This is a genomic window from Clostridium cochlearium (genome assembly GCF_900187165.1).
GTDB lineage: Bacteria > Bacillota > Clostridia > Clostridiales > Clostridiaceae > Clostridium_G > Clostridium_G cochlearium.
Window position 1 is genome coordinate 558,038 of record NZ_LT906477.1, and the last position, 17,795, is coordinate 575,832.

General features: G+C 28.7%; 14 protein-coding genes. 12 read left to right on the forward strand and 2 right to left on the reverse strand.

Annotated features, from left to right (window positions below; genetic code table 11):
- Window positions 1-266: 266 nt before the first annotated feature.
- From CKV72_RS02705 to CKV72_RS02715, 3 genes are all read left to right on the forward strand, one after another.
- The gene (locus tag CKV72_RS02705) at window positions 267-1,286 is read left to right on the forward strand and encodes an RnfABCDGE type electron transport complex subunit G (RefSeq protein WP_089863254.1); all 1,020 of its coding nucleotides are present in this window, start codon (window positions 267-269) and stop codon (window positions 1,284-1,286) included.
- A gap of 303 nt (window positions 1,287-1,589) precedes the next feature.
- Window positions 1,590-2,219 (forward strand): HD domain-containing protein, encoded by a 630-nt coding sequence (locus CKV72_RS02710; RefSeq protein ID WP_095177412.1) that lies wholly within the window; start codon window positions 1,590-1,592, stop codon window positions 2,217-2,219.
- 50 nt (window positions 2,220-2,269) lie between these two features.
- Window positions 2,270-2,788, forward strand: coding sequence for a peptidylprolyl isomerase (locus CKV72_RS02715; protein ID WP_089863249.1), 519 nt, complete (start codon window positions 2,270-2,272; stop codon window positions 2,786-2,788).
- Between the two features lie 101 nt (window positions 2,789-2,889).
- Here CKV72_RS02715 and CKV72_RS02720 read toward each other — a convergent pair whose 3' ends face one another.
- On the reverse strand, window positions 2,890-4,806 hold the full coding sequence (locus tag CKV72_RS02720; RefSeq protein WP_095177413.1) for an NAD(+) synthase: 1,917 nt from the start codon (window positions 4,804-4,806) through the stop codon (window positions 2,890-2,892).
- A gap of 189 nt (window positions 4,807-4,995) precedes the next feature.
- On the opposite strand from CKV72_RS02720, the gene CKV72_RS02725 reads away from it, so the two are divergent.
- Both CKV72_RS02725 and CKV72_RS02730 read left to right on the forward strand, forming a co-directional pair.
- Window positions 4,996-5,436 carry an NfeD family protein gene (locus CKV72_RS02725; protein ID WP_095177414.1) on the forward strand — a complete coding sequence of 147 codons (441 nt, stop codon included), beginning with the start codon at window positions 4,996-4,998 and terminating at the stop codon, window positions 5,434-5,436.
- Window positions 5,433-6,374, forward strand: a complete 942-nt coding sequence (locus CKV72_RS02730) for an SPFH domain-containing protein (RefSeq protein ID WP_089863243.1) — start codon at window positions 5,433-5,435, stop codon at window positions 6,372-6,374. The genes CKV72_RS02725 and CKV72_RS02730 overlap by 4 nt, the downstream gene beginning before the upstream one ends.
- On the opposite strand, the gene CKV72_RS02735 is transcribed toward CKV72_RS02730, so the two are convergent.
- Entirely contained in the window at window positions 6,357-6,743 is a 387-nt protein-coding gene (locus CKV72_RS02735; RefSeq protein WP_095177415.1) for a hypothetical protein, read from the reverse strand. The genes CKV72_RS02730 and CKV72_RS02735 overlap by 18 nt on opposite strands.
- A gap of 432 nt (window positions 6,744-7,175) precedes the next feature.
- Between CKV72_RS02735 and CKV72_RS02740 the strand changes: the two genes are divergently transcribed.
- The 7 genes from CKV72_RS02740 to addB all read left to right on the forward strand — a co-directional run bounded on the left by CKV72_RS02740 (window position 7,176) and on the right by addB (window position 17,713).
- Complete coding sequence (locus CKV72_RS02740; RefSeq protein ID WP_089863239.1) at window positions 7,176-7,463, forward strand: hypothetical protein; 288 nt, start codon at window positions 7,176-7,178, stop codon at window positions 7,461-7,463.
- 102 nt (window positions 7,464-7,565) lie between these two features.
- Window positions 7,566-8,459, forward strand: a complete 894-nt coding sequence (locus CKV72_RS02745) for a D-alanine--D-alanine ligase (protein WP_089863237.1) — start codon at window positions 7,566-7,568, stop codon at window positions 8,457-8,459.
- Between the two features lie 21 nt (window positions 8,460-8,480).
- Window positions 8,481-9,926 carry a MocR-like pyridoxine biosynthesis transcription factor PdxR gene (pdxR, locus tag CKV72_RS02750; protein WP_089863235.1) on the forward strand — a complete coding sequence of 482 codons (1,446 nt, stop codon included), beginning with the start codon at window positions 8,481-8,483 and terminating at the stop codon, window positions 9,924-9,926.
- Between the two features lie 372 nt (window positions 9,927-10,298).
- Window positions 10,299-11,486 (forward strand): M20 metallopeptidase family protein, encoded by a 1,188-nt coding sequence (locus tag CKV72_RS02760; RefSeq protein WP_089863231.1) that lies wholly within the window; start codon window positions 10,299-10,301, stop codon window positions 11,484-11,486.
- Window positions 11,487-11,507: 21 nt separating this feature from the next.
- Window positions 11,508-13,058 (forward strand): AbgT family transporter, encoded by a 1,551-nt coding sequence (locus CKV72_RS02765; RefSeq protein ID WP_089863229.1) that lies wholly within the window; start codon window positions 11,508-11,510, stop codon window positions 13,056-13,058.
- Window positions 13,059-13,397: 339 nt separating this feature from the next.
- The gene (locus CKV72_RS02770) at window positions 13,398-14,105 is read left to right on the forward strand and encodes a hypothetical protein (protein WP_095177417.1); all 708 of its coding nucleotides are present in this window, start codon (window positions 13,398-13,400) and stop codon (window positions 14,103-14,105) included.
- Between the two features lie 158 nt (window positions 14,106-14,263).
- The gene (addB, locus tag CKV72_RS02775) at window positions 14,264-17,713 is read left to right on the forward strand and encodes a helicase-exonuclease AddAB subunit AddB (protein ID WP_095177418.1); all 3,450 of its coding nucleotides are present in this window, start codon (window positions 14,264-14,266) and stop codon (window positions 17,711-17,713) included.
- The last annotated feature ends 82 nt before the right edge of the window (window positions 17,714-17,795 follow it).

The window sequence follows — 17,795 nt, forward strand, 5'->3', positions numbered from 1 at the left end:
CTAAATCCTAAAATAATGTTGACAATCAATTTGCTAATATATTAACATATGTATATATATATAAAAATATATATATTTTGTAGAGTTTAAGGAGGAGAGCCATGTAAAAAAAGGATAGGTTTTTTTATTAATTATTTTAATTTTATAAGGAAAAGGAATGATTGAACAGTATATAATGAAAAGAATTTTATAATTCTTAATTTAAGTATAATTGCATTTATAATTGTATTAAATAGTTATTTAGTAGTTAGGAGGTAATTGGAAAAATGAAGAATAGTTTAAAAGGAATAATAACCTTATGTTTAATAGCCGCTGTTTGTGGAGGAATATTAGGACTTACATATGATGCAACTAAAGACACTATAGCAGCTATTGAGAAGAAGGAAAGTTTGCAATTAGACGTAATATTACCAGGATTAAATGCAGATGAACCAAAAGAAATGAATGTTAAATTAGAGGAGAATGGCCCAATAAGTTCAGCATATGAAGTTTATTCAAAGGGTGAATTAGTAGGACATGCTATAATATCAAATGCTCAAGGTATGGGACCATTGAAAATGACTGTGGGAATAACTAAAGATGGAAAAATAGGTGGACTAAAAATAGTTTCTCATGCAGAAACTCCAGGTATTGGAGATATAGTTGAAAAAGAAAGTTTTATGGGAAGATATAAAGGTAAACCTATAGAACAAGAATTAAAAATAGTAAAAACAACTCCTTCAGCAGACAATGAAGTAGAAGCTGTAACAGGAGCTACAATTACATCTACAGGTGTAACTAAAGCTGTAAACGAAGCCATAAAATTCTATAAAGAAAATGTATTAGGAGAAGAAGTTAAAGAAGAAGAGGAAAAACCATTAGAAGCTAAGGATATAATACCTGAAGCTGATAGTATGAAAGATGTAGAAGTCGAATTAACTGAAAATGTTAAAGAAGTTAAAGGTATATATAAAGGAGAAGAACTTTTAGGATATGCTATAACTGGTTTAGGTGCAGGAATGAATGAAATTCAAACCATGGTAGGTATCTCTAATGATGGTAAAATTGTATTTGTAAAAGTAGTAGCAGATAGTGAAACAGAAGGAATTGGAGATGTAATACACGAAGAAGACTTTACAAAGAAATTTTTAAATAAATCTGTGGAAGAAAGATTAGAAGTGGTTAAAAATCCACCAGTAAAAGACAATGAAGTAGAAGCTGTAACAGGAGCTACTGTAAGTACAGAAGGAGTTACTGGTGGAGTAAATAATGCTATTAAGTTCTACAATGAAAAACTTAAAAAGTAAATATAATTAATCAAAAACTCTTAAAGTTTTTCTTTAAGAGTTTTTGATTTTTAAGTATAATAAAAACAACGTGTTTAGTGAATAACTAACAATGAATAGCATTTAATCAATGAATAACTAACAATGAATAATGAACAATTAAGGAGATTTTTCTTCGCTATGCTCAGAAAAATTATAATTTTATTGGAATTGTTAAAGTAGTTGCACTATGGAAACCCCGTTCAGCTTTGCTGAACATTGAAGGTATTTTAGGTTTAACTAACATTCTCAAAAGTTAAAGAAAGGAGTGAGTAAATATAAATTATGGAAAATAAAATAGATATATTTAAAAATATAGAGAAACATTTGTTAGAAGATGAAAATCCTTCTAAATATTTAAATGAACTAAGTGAAGAAGGTGTTTTAAAGGAATATCCTTTTAATCTTTTGGAAAACTTAAAAAAGACTGATCAAAATTTAACTCATCATCCAGAAGGTACGGTTTGGAATCATACTATGATGGTGGTGGATAAAGCAGCTAAGAGTAAAGAACTAAGTGAAGATAGTAGGGCTTTTATGTGGTCAGCACTGTTACATGATATAGGTAAAGGCACTACTACTAAAATAAGAAGGGGGAAAATAACTTCTTATAATCATGATAAAGAGGGAGAATTTTTAGCTATAAAGTTTTTAGAAGAATTTACACAAGATAAGGATCTTATAAAAAAAGTTGCGGCTTTAGTAAGATGGCATATGCAACCTTTATTTGTAGCTAAAAAGATGAGATTTGCTGATATAGATTCCATGAAAAAAGAATGTTCACCAGAAGAAATAGCTCTTTTATCGAAATGTGATAGATTGGGTAGAGGAGACATGAATGAGGAGAGAATAAAAAAAGAGGAAGAAGACATAGAAGTTTTTTTAAATACTGTAAAAAAAGAAAGTACTAAATAATAAAAAGTGGTATAATTAACAAAATAACATAAGATAAGGGAGAGAGTTAAATGAAAAATCCTATAATTACTATAACAATGGAAAATGGGGATGTTATGAAGGGGGAATTATATCCTGAAATAGCTCCAAATACTGTTAGAAATTTTATAAGTTTGATAAATAAAGGTTTTTATAATGGATTAATATTTCATAGAGTAATACCTGGCTTTGTAATTCAAGGAGGTTGTCCAGAGGGAACAGGAGTTGGAGGTCCAGGATATTCTATTAAAGGAGAATTTTCAGCTAATGGATTCCCAAATTCACTTAAGCATGAAGAGGGAGTTTTATCCATGGCAAGAGCTATGCACCCTGATTCAGCAGGAAGTCAATTTTTTATAATGGTGGGAGAAGCACCTCATTTAGATGGACAATATGCTGGTTTTGGAAAGATAACAGAAGGATTGGATGTAGCTTTTAAAATAGTAGATGAACCAACAGATTTTATGGATAAACCTTTAGAAGAGCAAAAGATAAAGGAAATAACTGTAGATACCTTTGGAAAAGAGTATGAAGAACCTGAAAAATTATAATTAAAAAGGGGAGCTGTTACATTAGGAATAATACTACAATGCATTATATGTAAATTCCTTAGTGCCACAGCTCTTTTTTTATAACTATCTATATATATTTATCATAAAAAGGAGTTATAACTTCCATCAGAAGGCATTACAAAATCTCCCCTTGGAGAAAGACTAATGCTTCCTACTTTAGGTCCATCAGGTACAGTAGAACGCTTAAATTGTTGAGTGAAAAATCTTTTTATGAAGAATTTCAACCATTTTTCTATAATGTCTTTTTTATAATCTTCTCTAAAAGCTTCACAAGCTAGATAATATATTTTTTTAACATCAAAACCTTTTATAAAGTAATAAAGGAAAAAATCGTGAAGTTCATAGGGTCCTACTATATTTTCTGTTTTTTGACATATGTTTCCCTTAGCATCCTTAGGAAGAAGCTCAGGACTTACAGGAGTATCTAATATATCTAACAGTATAGAGGAAATTTCTTTATCTTTTTGTTCTAGGGCAACATGTTTTACTAAATACCTTACTAAAGTTTTAGGTACAGATGCATTAACGCCGTACATAGACATATGGTCACCATTGAAGGTACACCAACCTAAAGCCATTTCAGATAAATCACCAGTGCCTACAACTAATCCTCCTTCTTTATTGGCTATGTCCATAAGTATTTGAGTTCTTTCTCTTGCTTGAACATTTTCATAGGTTACATCGTGTATATTAGGGTCATGAGCTATATCTTCAAAATGTTGAAGACATGATTTTACTATATTTATTTCTCTTAAAGATATTTTTAACTTTTTACAAAGGCTTATAGCATTATTATAGGTTCTATCTGTTGTTCCAAATCCTGGCATGGTTATGGCAATTATGTTTTTAAGGTCTAGGTTTAAAAGCTCAAAAGTTTTAACTGTTACTAATAGAGCTAAAGTAGAGTCAAGGCCTCCAGATATACCAATAACTGCAGATTTAAGATTGGTATGTTCTAACCTTTTAGCTAGGGCAGAAACTTGTATGTTAAATATTTCTTCTAACCTATTATATTTTTCGTTATAAGGTAAGAAAGGATATTTTTTTATAGTTCTTTGTAAATGGAATTCCTGTAAATTTTTAAAACTAAAATTTATTGTTCTAGAATCAAAAGGACATAGGTTTGAATACTCATTTAAATTAGTATTTTTTATTCTATTTAATATCAGTTTATCAACATCTATTGAAGATATTATTATTTCATTTTCTCTTTTAAATCTTTTATTTTCTTTCAATAAGGAACCACTTTCTCCGATTAATAAATGACCACTGTAAACTAAGTCTGTGGTGGATTCGTATACTCCACAGGAAGAATAAATATATCCACAGGAAAGTTTTTTTGTATAAGTTTTAATAAAATGTCTTCTTTTTTCACTTTTACCTACTAATTCATTAGAGGCAGATAAATTTCCTATTATATTAGCTCCTTGTATGCAGAGATAATTACTTAAGGAAATAGGATTATTAAAATCATCACCTAATACAAAGGAAAACTTAAATTTTCCACTTTCAAAAATTAAATCTATTCCAAAAGGTATATTTTCTTGAAAATAGGTGGTTACATATTCATTTTTAATTTTAAATCCAGAAGAAAACCATCTTTGTTCACTAGAACATACATTGGATTTAGGAACTACTCCTAAAATTTTTCCATAGTGTATAATGAATGCACAATTATAAAGAGAATTTTTATGTAATAAAGGTGCTCCAATGGATACTAAAATATCCTTATCCTTTAAAAATAGACAAAGTTCTTCTATAGCTTTTAGTGAGTAATTTAATAATTGTCCATTAAAAAATAAATCACCACAACTATAGGATGTTATAGATAGTTCTGGAAAAATTATATACTTAACTTTTTTATTTATGGCATCATTTATACATTCTTTTATATTAGTTAAATTAAACTCTATATCCATTACATTTGTAATAGGGCAGGCAGATGCTATATTTAAAAAATCTTCATAGGGCTTATATTGTTCTTTTAAAAAATTCATAAATTTACCTCCAATTGTTATATACATTCTTAAGATATCCTTAAAAGTACAATTATATAAATATTAATGCTATAAAAAATATTCTATATAGTGTATAATTTTTATAAAGACATTTAATTTAATTATAAATAATTAACACATTAATTCAAATACCTTTTTTCATTGCTTTATGTGGAGAGGAGGAAAAACATGTATGGGGAAATTTTACTTTGGATAGTTATAGGCGCAGTTGCAATACTTATAGATATATTTACTAGTAGCTTTTTATTTATATGGTTTACTGTAGGATCTATAGTAGCTTTGATAATCAGTGGTTTAGGATATGCTTTCTCAGTACAATTTATAGCTTTTATATTTACTAGTGTTATTCTATTAGCAATAGGTTATCCTATAGTTAAGAAGACTATAAAAAAAAGTGTGCCTAAAACCTTACCTATGGGAGAAAATTATGTAAATAGAATTATAACTGTAGAAAAGGATGTTAAAGAAGAGGAACTTATAAAGATAGATGGAATATACTGGACTGTAATAAACAAAGGTGAGCTAATAAACAAAGGTGAAAAAGCTAAAATAATAGCTTTGGATGGAAATAAGTTTATATTAAAAAAATATGAGGAGGCAAATTTATGATAGGGAAAATTATATTGATAATACTATTAGTAATAGTATTGGCGTCAGTATTATCATCAATAAAGATTGTAAATACTGGTAGTCTTTATATCGTGGAGAGGTTTGGACAATTTTATAAGGTTTTAGAACCAGGATGGCATTTTACAATTCCATTTGCAGATTTTGTGAGAAAAAAGATATCTACAAAGCAACAAATACTTGATATAGAACCTCAAAATGTTATAACTCAAGATAATGTTAGAATATCTATAGATAATGTTATATTCTATAAAGTTATGAATGCAAAAGATGCTGTATATAATATAGAAAATTATAAATCTGGTATTGTTTATTCAACTATAACTAATATGAGGAATATAGTAGGTAATATGACTTTAGATGAAGTTTTATCGGGAAGAGATAAAATAAACAATGAGCTTTTAAGAGTAGTTGATGAAATTACTGATGCTTATGGAATAAAGATTTTATCAGTAGAAATAAAAAATATAATTCCACCAGCAGAAATACAACAAGCTATGGAAAAACAAATGAAAGCAGAAAGGGATAAGAGAGCTGCAATTCTTCAAGCAGAAGGCCAAAAACAAAGTGAAATTGAAAGAGCTCAAGGTGATAAGCAAGCTAAAATTCTTCAAGCAGAAGCTGAAAAAGAAGCTAACATAAGAAGGGCAGAAGGACTTAGACAATCTCAAATATTGGAAGCAGAAGGTAAAGCTCAAGCTATTGAGTCTGTAGCACAAGCACAAGCTAAAGCTGTTAGATTAGTAAACGCTTCTATATTAGAATCAGGAACTAATGAAACAGTAATAGCATTAAAACAAGTAGAAGCTCTTCAAGAAATGGCTAAGAATCCAGCAAATAAACTTATACTTCCAAACGAAAGTTTATCTAGTTTAGGAAGCATAGCTGCTATTGGTGAGATGTTAAATAAAAATAAATAAATATAACATAAAGGAATCGATTCTATTTATGTCTATGCCAAAATATGACCAAGAAAATCCATTCCATCTCCAGCCAGCAACGGATCTTGGACCGACAAAGGTTACAAACATCCAAAATGGACGGCCTCTTTCTGGCCAAATATAAACAAATCTAAATCTACAAGGTCTTATAGAACCGGGATCAACAGCTTTGGTTTGTATCCCATCAAAAGATTTAGGCTTTTCTGGGGTAAAGGATGGAGGTGGTCCCATAGGTGGTCTGTTTGGACCTCCTGGCCCTCCAGGAAAACCGCCAGGTCCCATAGGACCACCGGGAAATCCACCAGGTCTTTGACGATAAAAAGGGCAATTAAATTTGTTATAGTACATTAAATCTCTCCTTTTAAAAACTACACTATTATATTATGAAAAATTATTAAATAGGTGAATAAATTAAAATCTAAACAAGAATTAAGCAAAAGTTAAGATTTTAGTAATGATTAGGAAAGAAAGCCATAATATAATGGATAATGAACAACTTTAATTAGTGAACAACTAACAATGAATAATGAACAATTTAGGAGGATTTTCTTCTGCTTTGCTACAGAAAATCTTACATTTTATTAGATCTGTTAAAGATAGTTGCACTATGGAAAACTCGTTCAGCGTTGCTGAACATCACTTATTTAGTTAAGAACTACTTAATATATAAGTCATACAATTAAAATTTTTTCGTAATGACAATGGAGAAAAAATATCAATAATTGTTCATTATTCACTGTTGTTAAAATTTTAATTTTAACAACATATCGGGGGGTTTTTATGGGAAAGATTTTAATAGTTTTAACTTTAGCATTGTGCATATTTATTTTTTTAGAGAGCTATGTAAAAGATGTTTATTTTAAAGAAGAGAAATTGTATTATTATTATGTATTAAAAAACATATTAAGTATGCTAGTAATTGCTTTTATTATGGTGAATAGAAATTATATAAAGGATATAGAGGGGTTGGGAAAATTTATTTTAATATGCAGTATGTTGATTTTTTTCATAAATGGAATTAGACTTTATAAAAATATATCGTTTTTAAGAGAGAATAAATTATTATAAAATCCACATGCTATAGAAAAATACATATAAGTGGTTCTTTCATTAATACAGTGTTATTAATACAATAATACTGTATTAATGTTTTTTTAGGAGGAATTTTTTATGCTAATAGGAGTAATTATGGGGGGAGTATCCACAGAGAAAGAAATATCAAATCTTACAGGTAAACACATAATAGAAAATTTAGATGAGAATAAATATGAAATACTTCCTATACCCATAAATACAAAATTCGGATTAATTGATAAAATAAAATGTTTGGAATTTGCGTTTATTGCATTACATGGTACTTTTGGAGAGGATGGAAAGGTTCAAGCCCTTTTAGAAACTATGGGGGTACCTTATTCTGGTTCAGGGGTGTTGGCAAGTTCTCTTTGTATGGATAAAAATATGAGTAAAAAAGTATTACAAGGGGAAGGTATTAAAACTCCTAAGTGGATAGTATTATATAAAGATGAAGATATAGATTTAAAAAAAATTAAAAATATAGGTTACCCTTTAATAGTAAAGCCCAACAGTGGTGGTTCTAGTATAGGTATAAGTATAGTTAGAAAAGATGATGAATTAGTAAAAGCTGTAGAACAAGCTTTTAAGTTTGATGAAGAAGTTTTAATAGAGGAATATATTGAGGGAGAAGAAATTACCTGTTGTATGTTAGATGGCAAACCTCTTCCTATATTATCTATAAAAACAAAAGAGAAATTTTTTAATTACAAAGCTAAATATTTTGAGGGACTAGCAGAGGAAAAGGTTGCTAGTCTTTCACAGAATTTAAAAGATAAAGTTGAAAAAATAAGCAAGAAGTGTTGGGAAATTTTTAAGTTGAAGGTTTATGGAGCAATTGATATGATTATAAAAGGGGAAGAAATATATGTAATAGAGATAAATACTTTACCAGGTATGACTAAGCAGAGCCTTTTTACTAAAAGTGCAAAATTTCATGGCTTAGATTTTAGTGAACTTCTAGATAATATAATAGAACTTTCCCTTAAGTAATATAAATTTTGAGGTGGTAAAATGTTCCCTATTTTCCATATAGAAGATGGACAAATAGCCTATGAAGAAATATATAAATATTTAAAAGAAATTATAAAAAACAAAATGATGCCACCAGGAAGTAAACTACCTTCCTCAAGGGAAATGGCAACTATGACTACTTTAAGTAGAAATACCATAATGAAAGCCTATGAGCTTTTAGAAGAAGAAAATTTGGTTTACACAAAAAGAGGAAAAGGAACCTTTGTAGCTGAAATAGAGATAAAAGAAAATAAGGATTGGAAAATACATTGGGATAGTAAAATAAATGAATACGCAAAAATGTCAGAAGATCTAGATATAATGAAAACTGAAGCATTATACAAAAAAGGTATGATTTCTTTTAAAAGCATAGCACCAGATGAAAATTTATTTGACGTAGAAGAATTAAAAAGGGCTTTTTTAAATAGAATATCCTTAGAAGGGGAGAAAATATTAAACTATGGATATGCTAAGGGATATAAGCCACTTATAGATTATCTTTTAGAATATATGAGTGAAAAAGGTGTAAATGTAAAAGATAAGGATATATTAATTACCAATGGATTTACAGAAGGTTTTGATATAGTACTTTCAGCTCTCTTAAATAAAGGTGACAAAATAATATGTGAAAATCCCACTCATAATACAGCAATTAAGCTTATGAAACTTCATAAACTTAATATATTAGGTGTTACTATAGATGAAAAAGGTATAAATTTAAATGAATTAGAAAATAAACTAAAAAATAATGAAGTTAAGCTTTGTTATGTAATTCCTTCTTATCACAATCCCACAGGTACAGTTATGTCTTTTAGTAGAAGAAAAGAATTTTATGAAATATTAAAAAAGTATAATGTGCCAATAATTGAAGATGGATTTAATGAAGAACTTCAACACTCAGGAACTCATATAGCTCCAATTTCTGCCATAAGCGGAGAAGAAAATTCAATTATATATATAGGCAGCCTTTCTAAAATACTTTTTCCCGGTATGAGAATAGGATGGATTCTAGCAGACAAAAGATTAATAAATATATTGGAAAGCGTAAAAAGAAGCAGAAATATACATACTTCTTTTTTAGACCAAGGAATACTTTATGAATATATGAATAGTGGAGCTTTTGAAAAGTATGTAAAAAAAGTAAAGACTATATATAGAGAAAAATATGAATATATAATGAAACTTTGTAAGAAGGAAATTCCATATAAATATATTCTAGGTGACGGAGGTCTTTATATATTTGTCAAATTAAAAAACATAAATTCACGAGATCTTTTAAAAGCCTGCCTCAAAAGAAAGGTTATATTCACTCCAGGAGATATGTTTTATATAGATGATGGAGGAAAAGACACCTTACGACTAGGTTTTTCAAGAAATTCCCTAGAAGAAATAGAAAAGGGAATAAGGATAATTGGGGAAGAAGCCCTTAGATTAATGAAGAATTAATAATGAATAATGAATAATTAATGAGGTTCTTCCTCCTAGCGTCGGAAGAACTTTAATTTTATTAGATAAGGCAGATAGTTGCACTATGTAAAACTCGTTCAGCTTTGCGGAACATTGAAGGTATTTTAGAAAAAGTTTAGCTTTAGCTAAACGTAAATATTCTATATAATCAAAATTTTTTCGTAACAATGGAGGAGAAAAAATATCAATCAAATATCCTCTGTCCTCTGTCAAATGTAATGAGGTGGAGAAAAGATGTCAATCATCTTCCATTTTCAATACTTTAATAATTTATCATAATAAAGTATTTACAAAAATATCTATTTATAGTAGAATAGAAGGAAATAATTTTTTAAGGGGAAGGTGACTTATATGGAAAAAAATCTAATTAAAAAACTTTGCAATAAATACTATGAGGATATGGTTAGATTGAGACATCATTTTCATATGCACCCTGAGATAGGTTTTAAGGAATTTAAAACATCTCAAAAGATAAAAGAAGAATTAAGGAAAATGAATGTGGACTCTATGGAAGATTTGGCAGGAACAGGGGTGGTTGCTTTAATTAAAGGAAAATATCCAGGAAAAACTCTTTTAATAAGAGCGGATATGGATGCACTTTTGATTAATGAAGAAGCAGATGTGGAATATAAATCAAAAGTACCAGGAGTTATGCATGCTTGCGGTCATGATGGACATACAGCTGCACTTTTGGGAACAGCTATGGTATTAAATGAAATTAAACATGAGCTTCATGGTAATATAAAATTAGTTTTCCAACCAGCGGAAGAAGGAGAAGGTGGAGCAAGGAAAATGATAGAACAGGGGGTCTTAGAAAATCCTAAAGTTCATGGAGCTATAGCTTGTCATCTATGGGGTTCAGTAGAAGAAGAGCATATTGAAATTAAAGAAGGACCTTTAATGGCATCCTGCGATGATTTTAAGATAACAATTAAAGGAAAGGGTGGACATGGTTCTACACCACATTTATGTATAGATCCTATAGAGATTAGTGTACAAGTTATAAATAATATAAGAAGCTTTATAAGTAGAAAAATAGATTCATTTCAACCTATAGTACTTTCTTTTGGAGCCATACATGGAGGAGAAAGCCATAATATAATACCAGATAATGTGGAAATTTTAGGAACACTTAGAACTTTTGATAATTCTATAAAAGAATATATTAAAAATTCTATGGAAGAAATTATTGATTATACCACAAAATTTTATGATGGAAGCTATGAAATAGACTTTTTTAGTTTTGCACCAACGGTGATGAATGATAAATCTATGACAGAGCTTGCTAAAAAAACTTTACAAGATACGTATGGAAAGGATAAAATATTAGAATGCAAAAGACCATATTCAGGATCAGAAGATTTTGCGTTTTTTACAAATGAAGTTCCTTCTGTAATGTTTTTTGTGGGAATAAAAAAAGATGAGGAAGTAATTCATCATAATTCAAAATTTAAATGGGACGATAAGAATTTGCTTATAGCTTGTGAATCATTAACAACTATAGCTATTAATTTTTTGAATAATACTTTAGTGAATTAGAGTAATAAAGGAGGAAAAGTCATGCAAAATGTTAATATAGAAAAAGAAGAAATTAAGGAATCAAAATTAGATAAGATACTAAATAAAATAGAAATAGTAGGCAATAAAATGCCAGATCCGGTAACTATATTTTTTATATTATGTATAGGAATAATGATAATATCAAATCTAGCTTCAGGGGTTACTGTTATAAACCCTTCTAATAATGAAAGTGTATCTATAGTAAATCTTTTATCTAGGGAAGGGTTAACTAAATTATTAACAGAAAGTGTGAATAAGTTTCAACAGTTTCCACCTCTAGGTATGGTAATTGTTGTTATGTTAGGAGCAGGAGTAGCAGAAAAGTCTGGACTTATGTCTGCAGCTATGGAAAATTCCATAAAAAAAGTGCCAAAACCTTTAGTAACAGCTACAGTACTTTTAGTATGTATTTTAGCAGATGGGGCTGGAGATGCTGGATTTATATTACTTCCACCTTTAGCTGCCAGTCTATTTTTAAGTATGGGAAGACACCCTTTAGTTGGAATGTTTGTAGCTTATGCAGGAGTAGCAGGTGGTTTTTCTGCTAATTTAATTGTAAATATGACAGATGTTTTGGTAGCTAGTTTTACAATACCAGCAGCTCAAATGATAGATACAAATTATAAAGGAACTCCTGCTATGAATATATATTTTATGATATGTTCCACTATACTATTAATTGTAATAGGTGTTTTAATAACAGAAAAGATAATTGCACCTAGATTTGAAAAAGAAGGATATAATAATTTTAATAATATAACAGAAGAAAAATCCATAAATGAAAAAGAAAAAAAGGGATTATTTTGGGCAGGTATAACCTTAATTGCAATGACATTAATTGTAGTATTTTTAAGTATAGGAGAAAATGCACTTATGAAGGATCCAGAAACAGGTTCTCTACTAGCCTGGGAGTCGCCTCTTATGCAGGGGTTAATTCCTATAATAACTTTAATGTTATTAGTACCAGGATATGTATATGGTAAAATAACAGGAAGTATAAAAAGTGATAAGGATTTAGTAAAAATGATGGGAGATGCTATGAAGGATTTAAGCTCTTATATAGTATTAGCATTTATGGCATCTATATTTATAGCATTATTTAATTGGAGTAACATGGGAATTGTAATGTCGGTTAAAGGGGCAACCTTATTAAAAAATTCAGGATTTACAGGTATAGGGGTAATAGTAGGATTCATAATATTAGAGTCTATTATAAATATATTTGTAGGAAGTGCCTCTGCTAAATGGGCTATAATGGCACCTATATTTGTGCCTATGTTCTTAATATTAGGATATAATCCAGCAGTTACACAAATGGCATTTAGAATAGGAGATTCCATAACTAATCCTATAAGTCCTCTATTTGTATTTTTCCCTGCTTTATTAGCCTTTGTAAGAAAATACGATGAGAAAGCAGGCATGGGAACTATAATTTCTAATATGATTCCATACTCATTGGTTTTTGGTATATTTTGGACACTGCTTTTAATAGTATTTATAATATTCAATATCCCACTAGGACCAGGAGGAGCTATAAAATATATATTGTAACCAATATGTAATACTATTGTAAATAGGGCGTAATTCATTTTAACCCAATAAAAGATACCATATAGTTAATGAACAAGTAACAATGAATAATGAACTTTTTCAGAGGACAGAGGACAATTGACAGAGGACAGTGAAGGAGGATTTTCTTCTGCTTTGCTACAGAAAATCTTTTATTTTGTAGGCTCGTTCGCTTCGCTGAACATCGCTTATTTTAGTGAAAAACTGCTTAATATAAAAGTTATAAAATCAAAATTTTTCGTAACGACAGAGGAGAAAAAATGTCCATAATTATTCATTGTTCATTATTCATTATTCACTAATTACATGGGGGTCGATTAAATGAAAAATAAAATGAATTTAATATTGGGAATTATATTATTGGTATCTATATTTGCTATTGGATGTTCTACAGTTAAAAGTGATAAAAAAGAACAAACTAGCAATATCAAAAATAAAGAAGTGGTTAATGAAGTTGGGTATAGTAAAGAATTGATGAAAATGCTTCCTTTAAATGAAAAGAAGGATTTAAATTATAGTGGAACTCTAGAATATGGAGAAAAATTAAAGCTATTTAATATATCTAGTGATAAAAAAGAGATGAAGATTCATATTAAAGGAGAAGTAGACAAGATTGCAGATGATGGAGAAGGTCTTTCGAATTTAGAACATCAATTTGAAAAAATATATACTGTAAAAGAAGATTCTATTACAGAAGAACAAAAAAATGGGAAGGCTAAGGTTAAAGCTATAGAAAAATCAACTGTATTAAAAGCTCCTTTAAATAAGGGAAGGATATGGACAGAAAAGGTATCCTTTATGGGAAAGGAATACCCTGGAGAAACAAAAATATTAGATGCTTATACTGATAAAGACAATAAAAAAGTTGTAGAAACAGAAACAACTATAAAGGGTTTGGAAGGTTATCCAAATAAAATATATAAGGAAAAGAAAGTATTCAAGGAAGAATTAGGTTTAATAGAATTTTCAAATATAGTATTATTAAGTGAAAATGATATTATGGAATTTAATTATAAATTGAAAAAATAAACCCCTGGTCAATGAATAACCTTTAATTAATGCACAAGTAACAATGAATAATGAACAATTAATGATGATTTTCTGATTTTAGTCAGAAAATCTCTTTTTTTTTACTAGTTTTAGGATAAAATATAATTAAGGCTATTGTAATAATTAGGAGTGGTAAGATGAGTTTGAGATTTATATATGGAAGGGCAGGAAGTGGTAAAAGTTATTATTGTTTTCAGGATATAAAAAGAAAAATAGAAGAAGATAATGATAAAAAATTAATATTGCTTGTACCGGAACAGTTCTCCTTTCAAAGTGAGAAAAATTTAATAAATTATATAGGAGAAAAGGCAGTTTCAAGAGCAGAGGTTTTAAGTTTTAAAAGGATGGCATATAGGGTTTTTAATGAAGTAGGGGGCATAACCCATAGATATATGAATGAGGCAGGAAAAAATATGCTATTGTATGGCATATTGAATGAATTAAAAGGGGAACTTAAAATATTTAATAATGCTGCGGATAAAAATGGTTTTGTATCTACTTTATCAGATATTATAACAGAGTTTAAAAGATATAATTTACCTCCAGAAATGATAAAAGAGTATTTGGAAGCTGCAGAAAATAGAGAAGATAATATATTAAAAGGTAAACTTCAGGACATATATTTAATATATTCTAAATTTCAAGATAGTATAAAAGAAAAATTTATAGATGAGGAAGAAGACCTAACTATATTAGCAGATAAACTTAAAGAATCAAAGTATTTTGATGGATCTTATATTTGGGTAGATGAGTTTTTTGACTTTACTCCTCAAGAGTACTCAGTATTAGAACAATTGCTTTTAAAAGCAGAAAAAGTGAATATAACTTTATGTACTGAGGGGCTAAGTGGAGGAGAAGATGTAGATAATTTAGATCTATTCCTTCCCGTAAAAACTACAGAAGAAAAAATTTTAGAAATTGTAGAAAGAAATAATATTAAGTATGAAAAACCAGTAAAGCTTAATTGTTCACCTTGCTATAGATTTAAAAATAGTAAAGAATTAAGTCATATGGAGAAAAATTTATTTTCATTTCCCTATGAAGTTTATGAAAAGTATACAGAGGATATATGTGTTTTTCAGGCTTTAAATGAGTATAGTGAAATAGAGTATACGGCAAGAGATATAATAAAACTTGTAAGGGATAAAAACTTTAGATATAAAGATATAGCAGTAATTACTGGAGACTTACAAGGATACGAAAGTTTAATACAAGCGGTTTTTACAGAGTATGGAATACCTTATTTTATAGATAAAAAAGTTCAAGTGGATAATAACCCCTTAGTAATTTTTATATTGTCTTCCTTAGAAATTTTAAATAAAAATTGGAATTATGAATCCGTATTTAGATATTTAAAAACAGGGCTTGCAGGTGTAGAAAGAGATGAAATAGATATTATAGAAAACTATGTATTGGCAAATGGAATAAGGGGAAAGAGGTGGATAGAAGAAAAGGACTGGGATTATAAAATATTATATGGTTTTGATTTAAGTGAAGAGAAAGAAGCAGAACAGGAAGAAAAATTAAATAAAATAAATGAAATTAGAAAAAAAATAACAGAACCACTTATAGAGTTTCATAACAATATAAAGGGGGAACTTACTCCTAAAAATCTTTGTTTAGAACTATATAATTTTTTAGAGAAAATGAATATAGCCAGTAAGATAGAAAATTGGATAAAATATTTTAATAAAGTAAATAGATTAGATAAAATAAATGAATATAAGCAAATATGGGATGTTGCCATAGGACTTATGGAACAGCTTGTAGAGGTTATGGAAGATGAAAAATTAAATAGTAAAACCCTAGAAAATATATTTAAAAGTGGTTTTGAGCAATATGAATTAGGAATTATACCTCCGTCCTTAGATCAAGTTCTTGTAAGTAGTACTACAAGGCTTAGAAGTCATGAAATAAAAGCTCTTTACATAGTGGGAACCAACGATGGTATTTTTCCTAGTGTATTAGATGAAGATGGAATACTATCAGATTTAGAAAGAGAGAGTTTAAGAGAAAATGGATTAGAGGTAGCAAAAGATAGTAAAAGCAGGGCTTTTGAAGAACAATTTTTAATGTATGTAACTCTTACAACTATGAGTGAATATTTAAGAATAAGTTATCCAATATCCAATGAAGAAGGAAAAACCCTAAGACCTTCCATTATTATATCTAGACTTAGAAAAATATTCCCTAATCTATGTGAAAAAAGCAATATAATTAAAGAAGAAGAGGATATAGAAAAAGTATCATCGCCTAAACCGACTTTTAATGAATTTATAACCCAATTACAAGTTGGAGAAGATGAGATAGATTTAAGTGACATATGGTTGTCAGTTTATAATTGGTTTATGAATAATAAAGAATGGAAAGAGAAATTTATAAATATATCACAAGGATTTAATCATACAAATTATGCAGAAATAGTAGACACAAGAAGAGTAAGGAAATTATATGGATCAAAATTAAATATGAGTGTATCCAGATTAGAAAAATTTTCTCAATGTCCTTTTGCATATTTTATTAGATATGGTATAAATGCTAAGGAGAGAAAAATATATAAAGTTTCCACACCAGACATTGGAACTCTTATGCATGATGTAATAGAAAACTTTTCAAGATATATAGAAGGAGAGAATATTTCCTGGGAACAAATAGACGAAAACTTATGCCAAAGTCTTGTATCTGCAATGATAGATGAGAAAATAAAAGATATGAAAGGCTCTATATTAAATAGTTCTCCAAGATATAAGTATATGACTAATAGAATTAAAGATATACTTTCTAAATCCATGGAGGTAATTTCTAAGCAAATAAGTAGGGGAGATTTTGAACCTTCAGCTTATGAATTAGCCTTTGGATTTAACGGAGATTTTCCACCTATATCTATAGAACTTAGTTCCGGAGAAAGGGTAAATTTAATAGGAAGAATAGATAGGGTAGATAAATTAGAAAATGAAGATGCTACCTTTGTAAGAATAATTGATTATAAATCAGGTAAACAGGATTTTAGTTTATCAGATATATACTATGGTCTCCAAATTCAGCTATTAGTATATTTAGATGCACTACTTCAAGAAATAGAAAATACTATGAAAAAACAAGTTAATCCAGCAGCAATGTTATATTTTAATATGGATGATCCATTAATAAGCACCAAAAAAGAAATGACTAAGGAAGAAGCAGAAAAGGAAGTTTTAAAAAAATTAAAGTTAAAAGGATTAGTTTTAAAAGATGCTGATATAATAAAGGCTATGGATAATTTAATAAGTGGATATTCTGATATAATTTCTGTTAGAGTAAACAAAGATGGCTCTCCTTCTAAAAATTCTTCTGTAGCGGATTTAGAGGATTTTCAATTATTGAGAAAGTATGTTAGAAAGCTAATAGTTGAACTTTGTGAGGAAATGTTAGAAGGTAATATAAGTATAAAACCCTATAAGAAAAGTAATTATACTCCTTGTGGATTTTGTGATTATTCCCCAATATGTCAATTCGATACTTCCATAAAGGGAAACCAATATAGATTTATAAATGACAAAAAAGATGACGAAGTTTTACAATGTATAAGAGAAGAAATGAAAGAATAGTAGTATATAGTAAAAAATCAAATATATAAATAAAATAAATGGTATTAAGGAGCTAGTGCACTCATTGCAACAGCTCCTTAAT

Excerpts from the sequence above, each read along its gene's own strand:
- CKV72_RS02710 (WP_095177412.1), top strand. The coding sequence starts at position 1,590 with ATGGAAAATAAAATAGATATATTTAAAAATATAGAGAAACATTTGTTA.
- CKV72_RS02730 (WP_089863243.1), top strand. The coding sequence starts at position 5,433 with ATGATAGGGAAAATTATATTGATAATACTATTAGTAATAGTATTGGCG.
- CKV72_RS02725 (WP_095177414.1), top strand. The coding sequence starts at position 4,996 with ATGTATGGGGAAATTTTACTTTGGATAGTTATAGGCGCAGTTGCAATA.
- CKV72_RS02720 (WP_095177413.1), bottom strand. The coding sequence starts at position 4,806 with ATGAATTTTTTAAAAGAACAATATAAGCCCTATGAAGATTTTTTAAAT.
- CKV72_RS02715 (WP_089863249.1), top strand. The coding sequence starts at position 2,270 with ATGAAAAATCCTATAATTACTATAACAATGGAAAATGGGGATGTTATG.
- CKV72_RS02735 (WP_095177415.1), bottom strand. The coding sequence starts at position 6,743 with ATGTACTATAACAAATTTAATTGCCCTTTTTATCGTCAAAGACCTGGT.
- CKV72_RS02740 (WP_089863239.1), top strand. The coding sequence starts at position 7,176 with ATGGGAAAGATTTTAATAGTTTTAACTTTAGCATTGTGCATATTTATT.
- pdxR (WP_089863235.1), top strand. The coding sequence starts at position 8,481 with ATGTTCCCTATTTTCCATATAGAAGATGGACAAATAGCCTATGAAGAA.
- CKV72_RS02760 (WP_089863231.1), top strand. The coding sequence starts at position 10,299 with ATGGAAAAAAATCTAATTAAAAAACTTTGCAATAAATACTATGAGGAT.
- CKV72_RS02765 (WP_089863229.1), top strand. The coding sequence starts at position 11,508 with ATGCAAAATGTTAATATAGAAAAAGAAGAAATTAAGGAATCAAAATTA.
- CKV72_RS02770 (WP_095177417.1), top strand. The coding sequence starts at position 13,398 with ATGAAAAATAAAATGAATTTAATATTGGGAATTATATTATTGGTATCT.
- CKV72_RS02745 (WP_089863237.1), top strand. The coding sequence starts at position 7,566 with ATGCTAATAGGAGTAATTATGGGGGGAGTATCCACAGAGAAAGAAATA.
- addB (WP_095177418.1), top strand. The coding sequence starts at position 14,264 with ATGAGTTTGAGATTTATATATGGAAGGGCAGGAAGTGGTAAAAGTTAT.
- CKV72_RS02705 (WP_089863254.1), top strand. The coding sequence starts at position 267 with ATGAAGAATAGTTTAAAAGGAATAATAACCTTATGTTTAATAGCCGCT.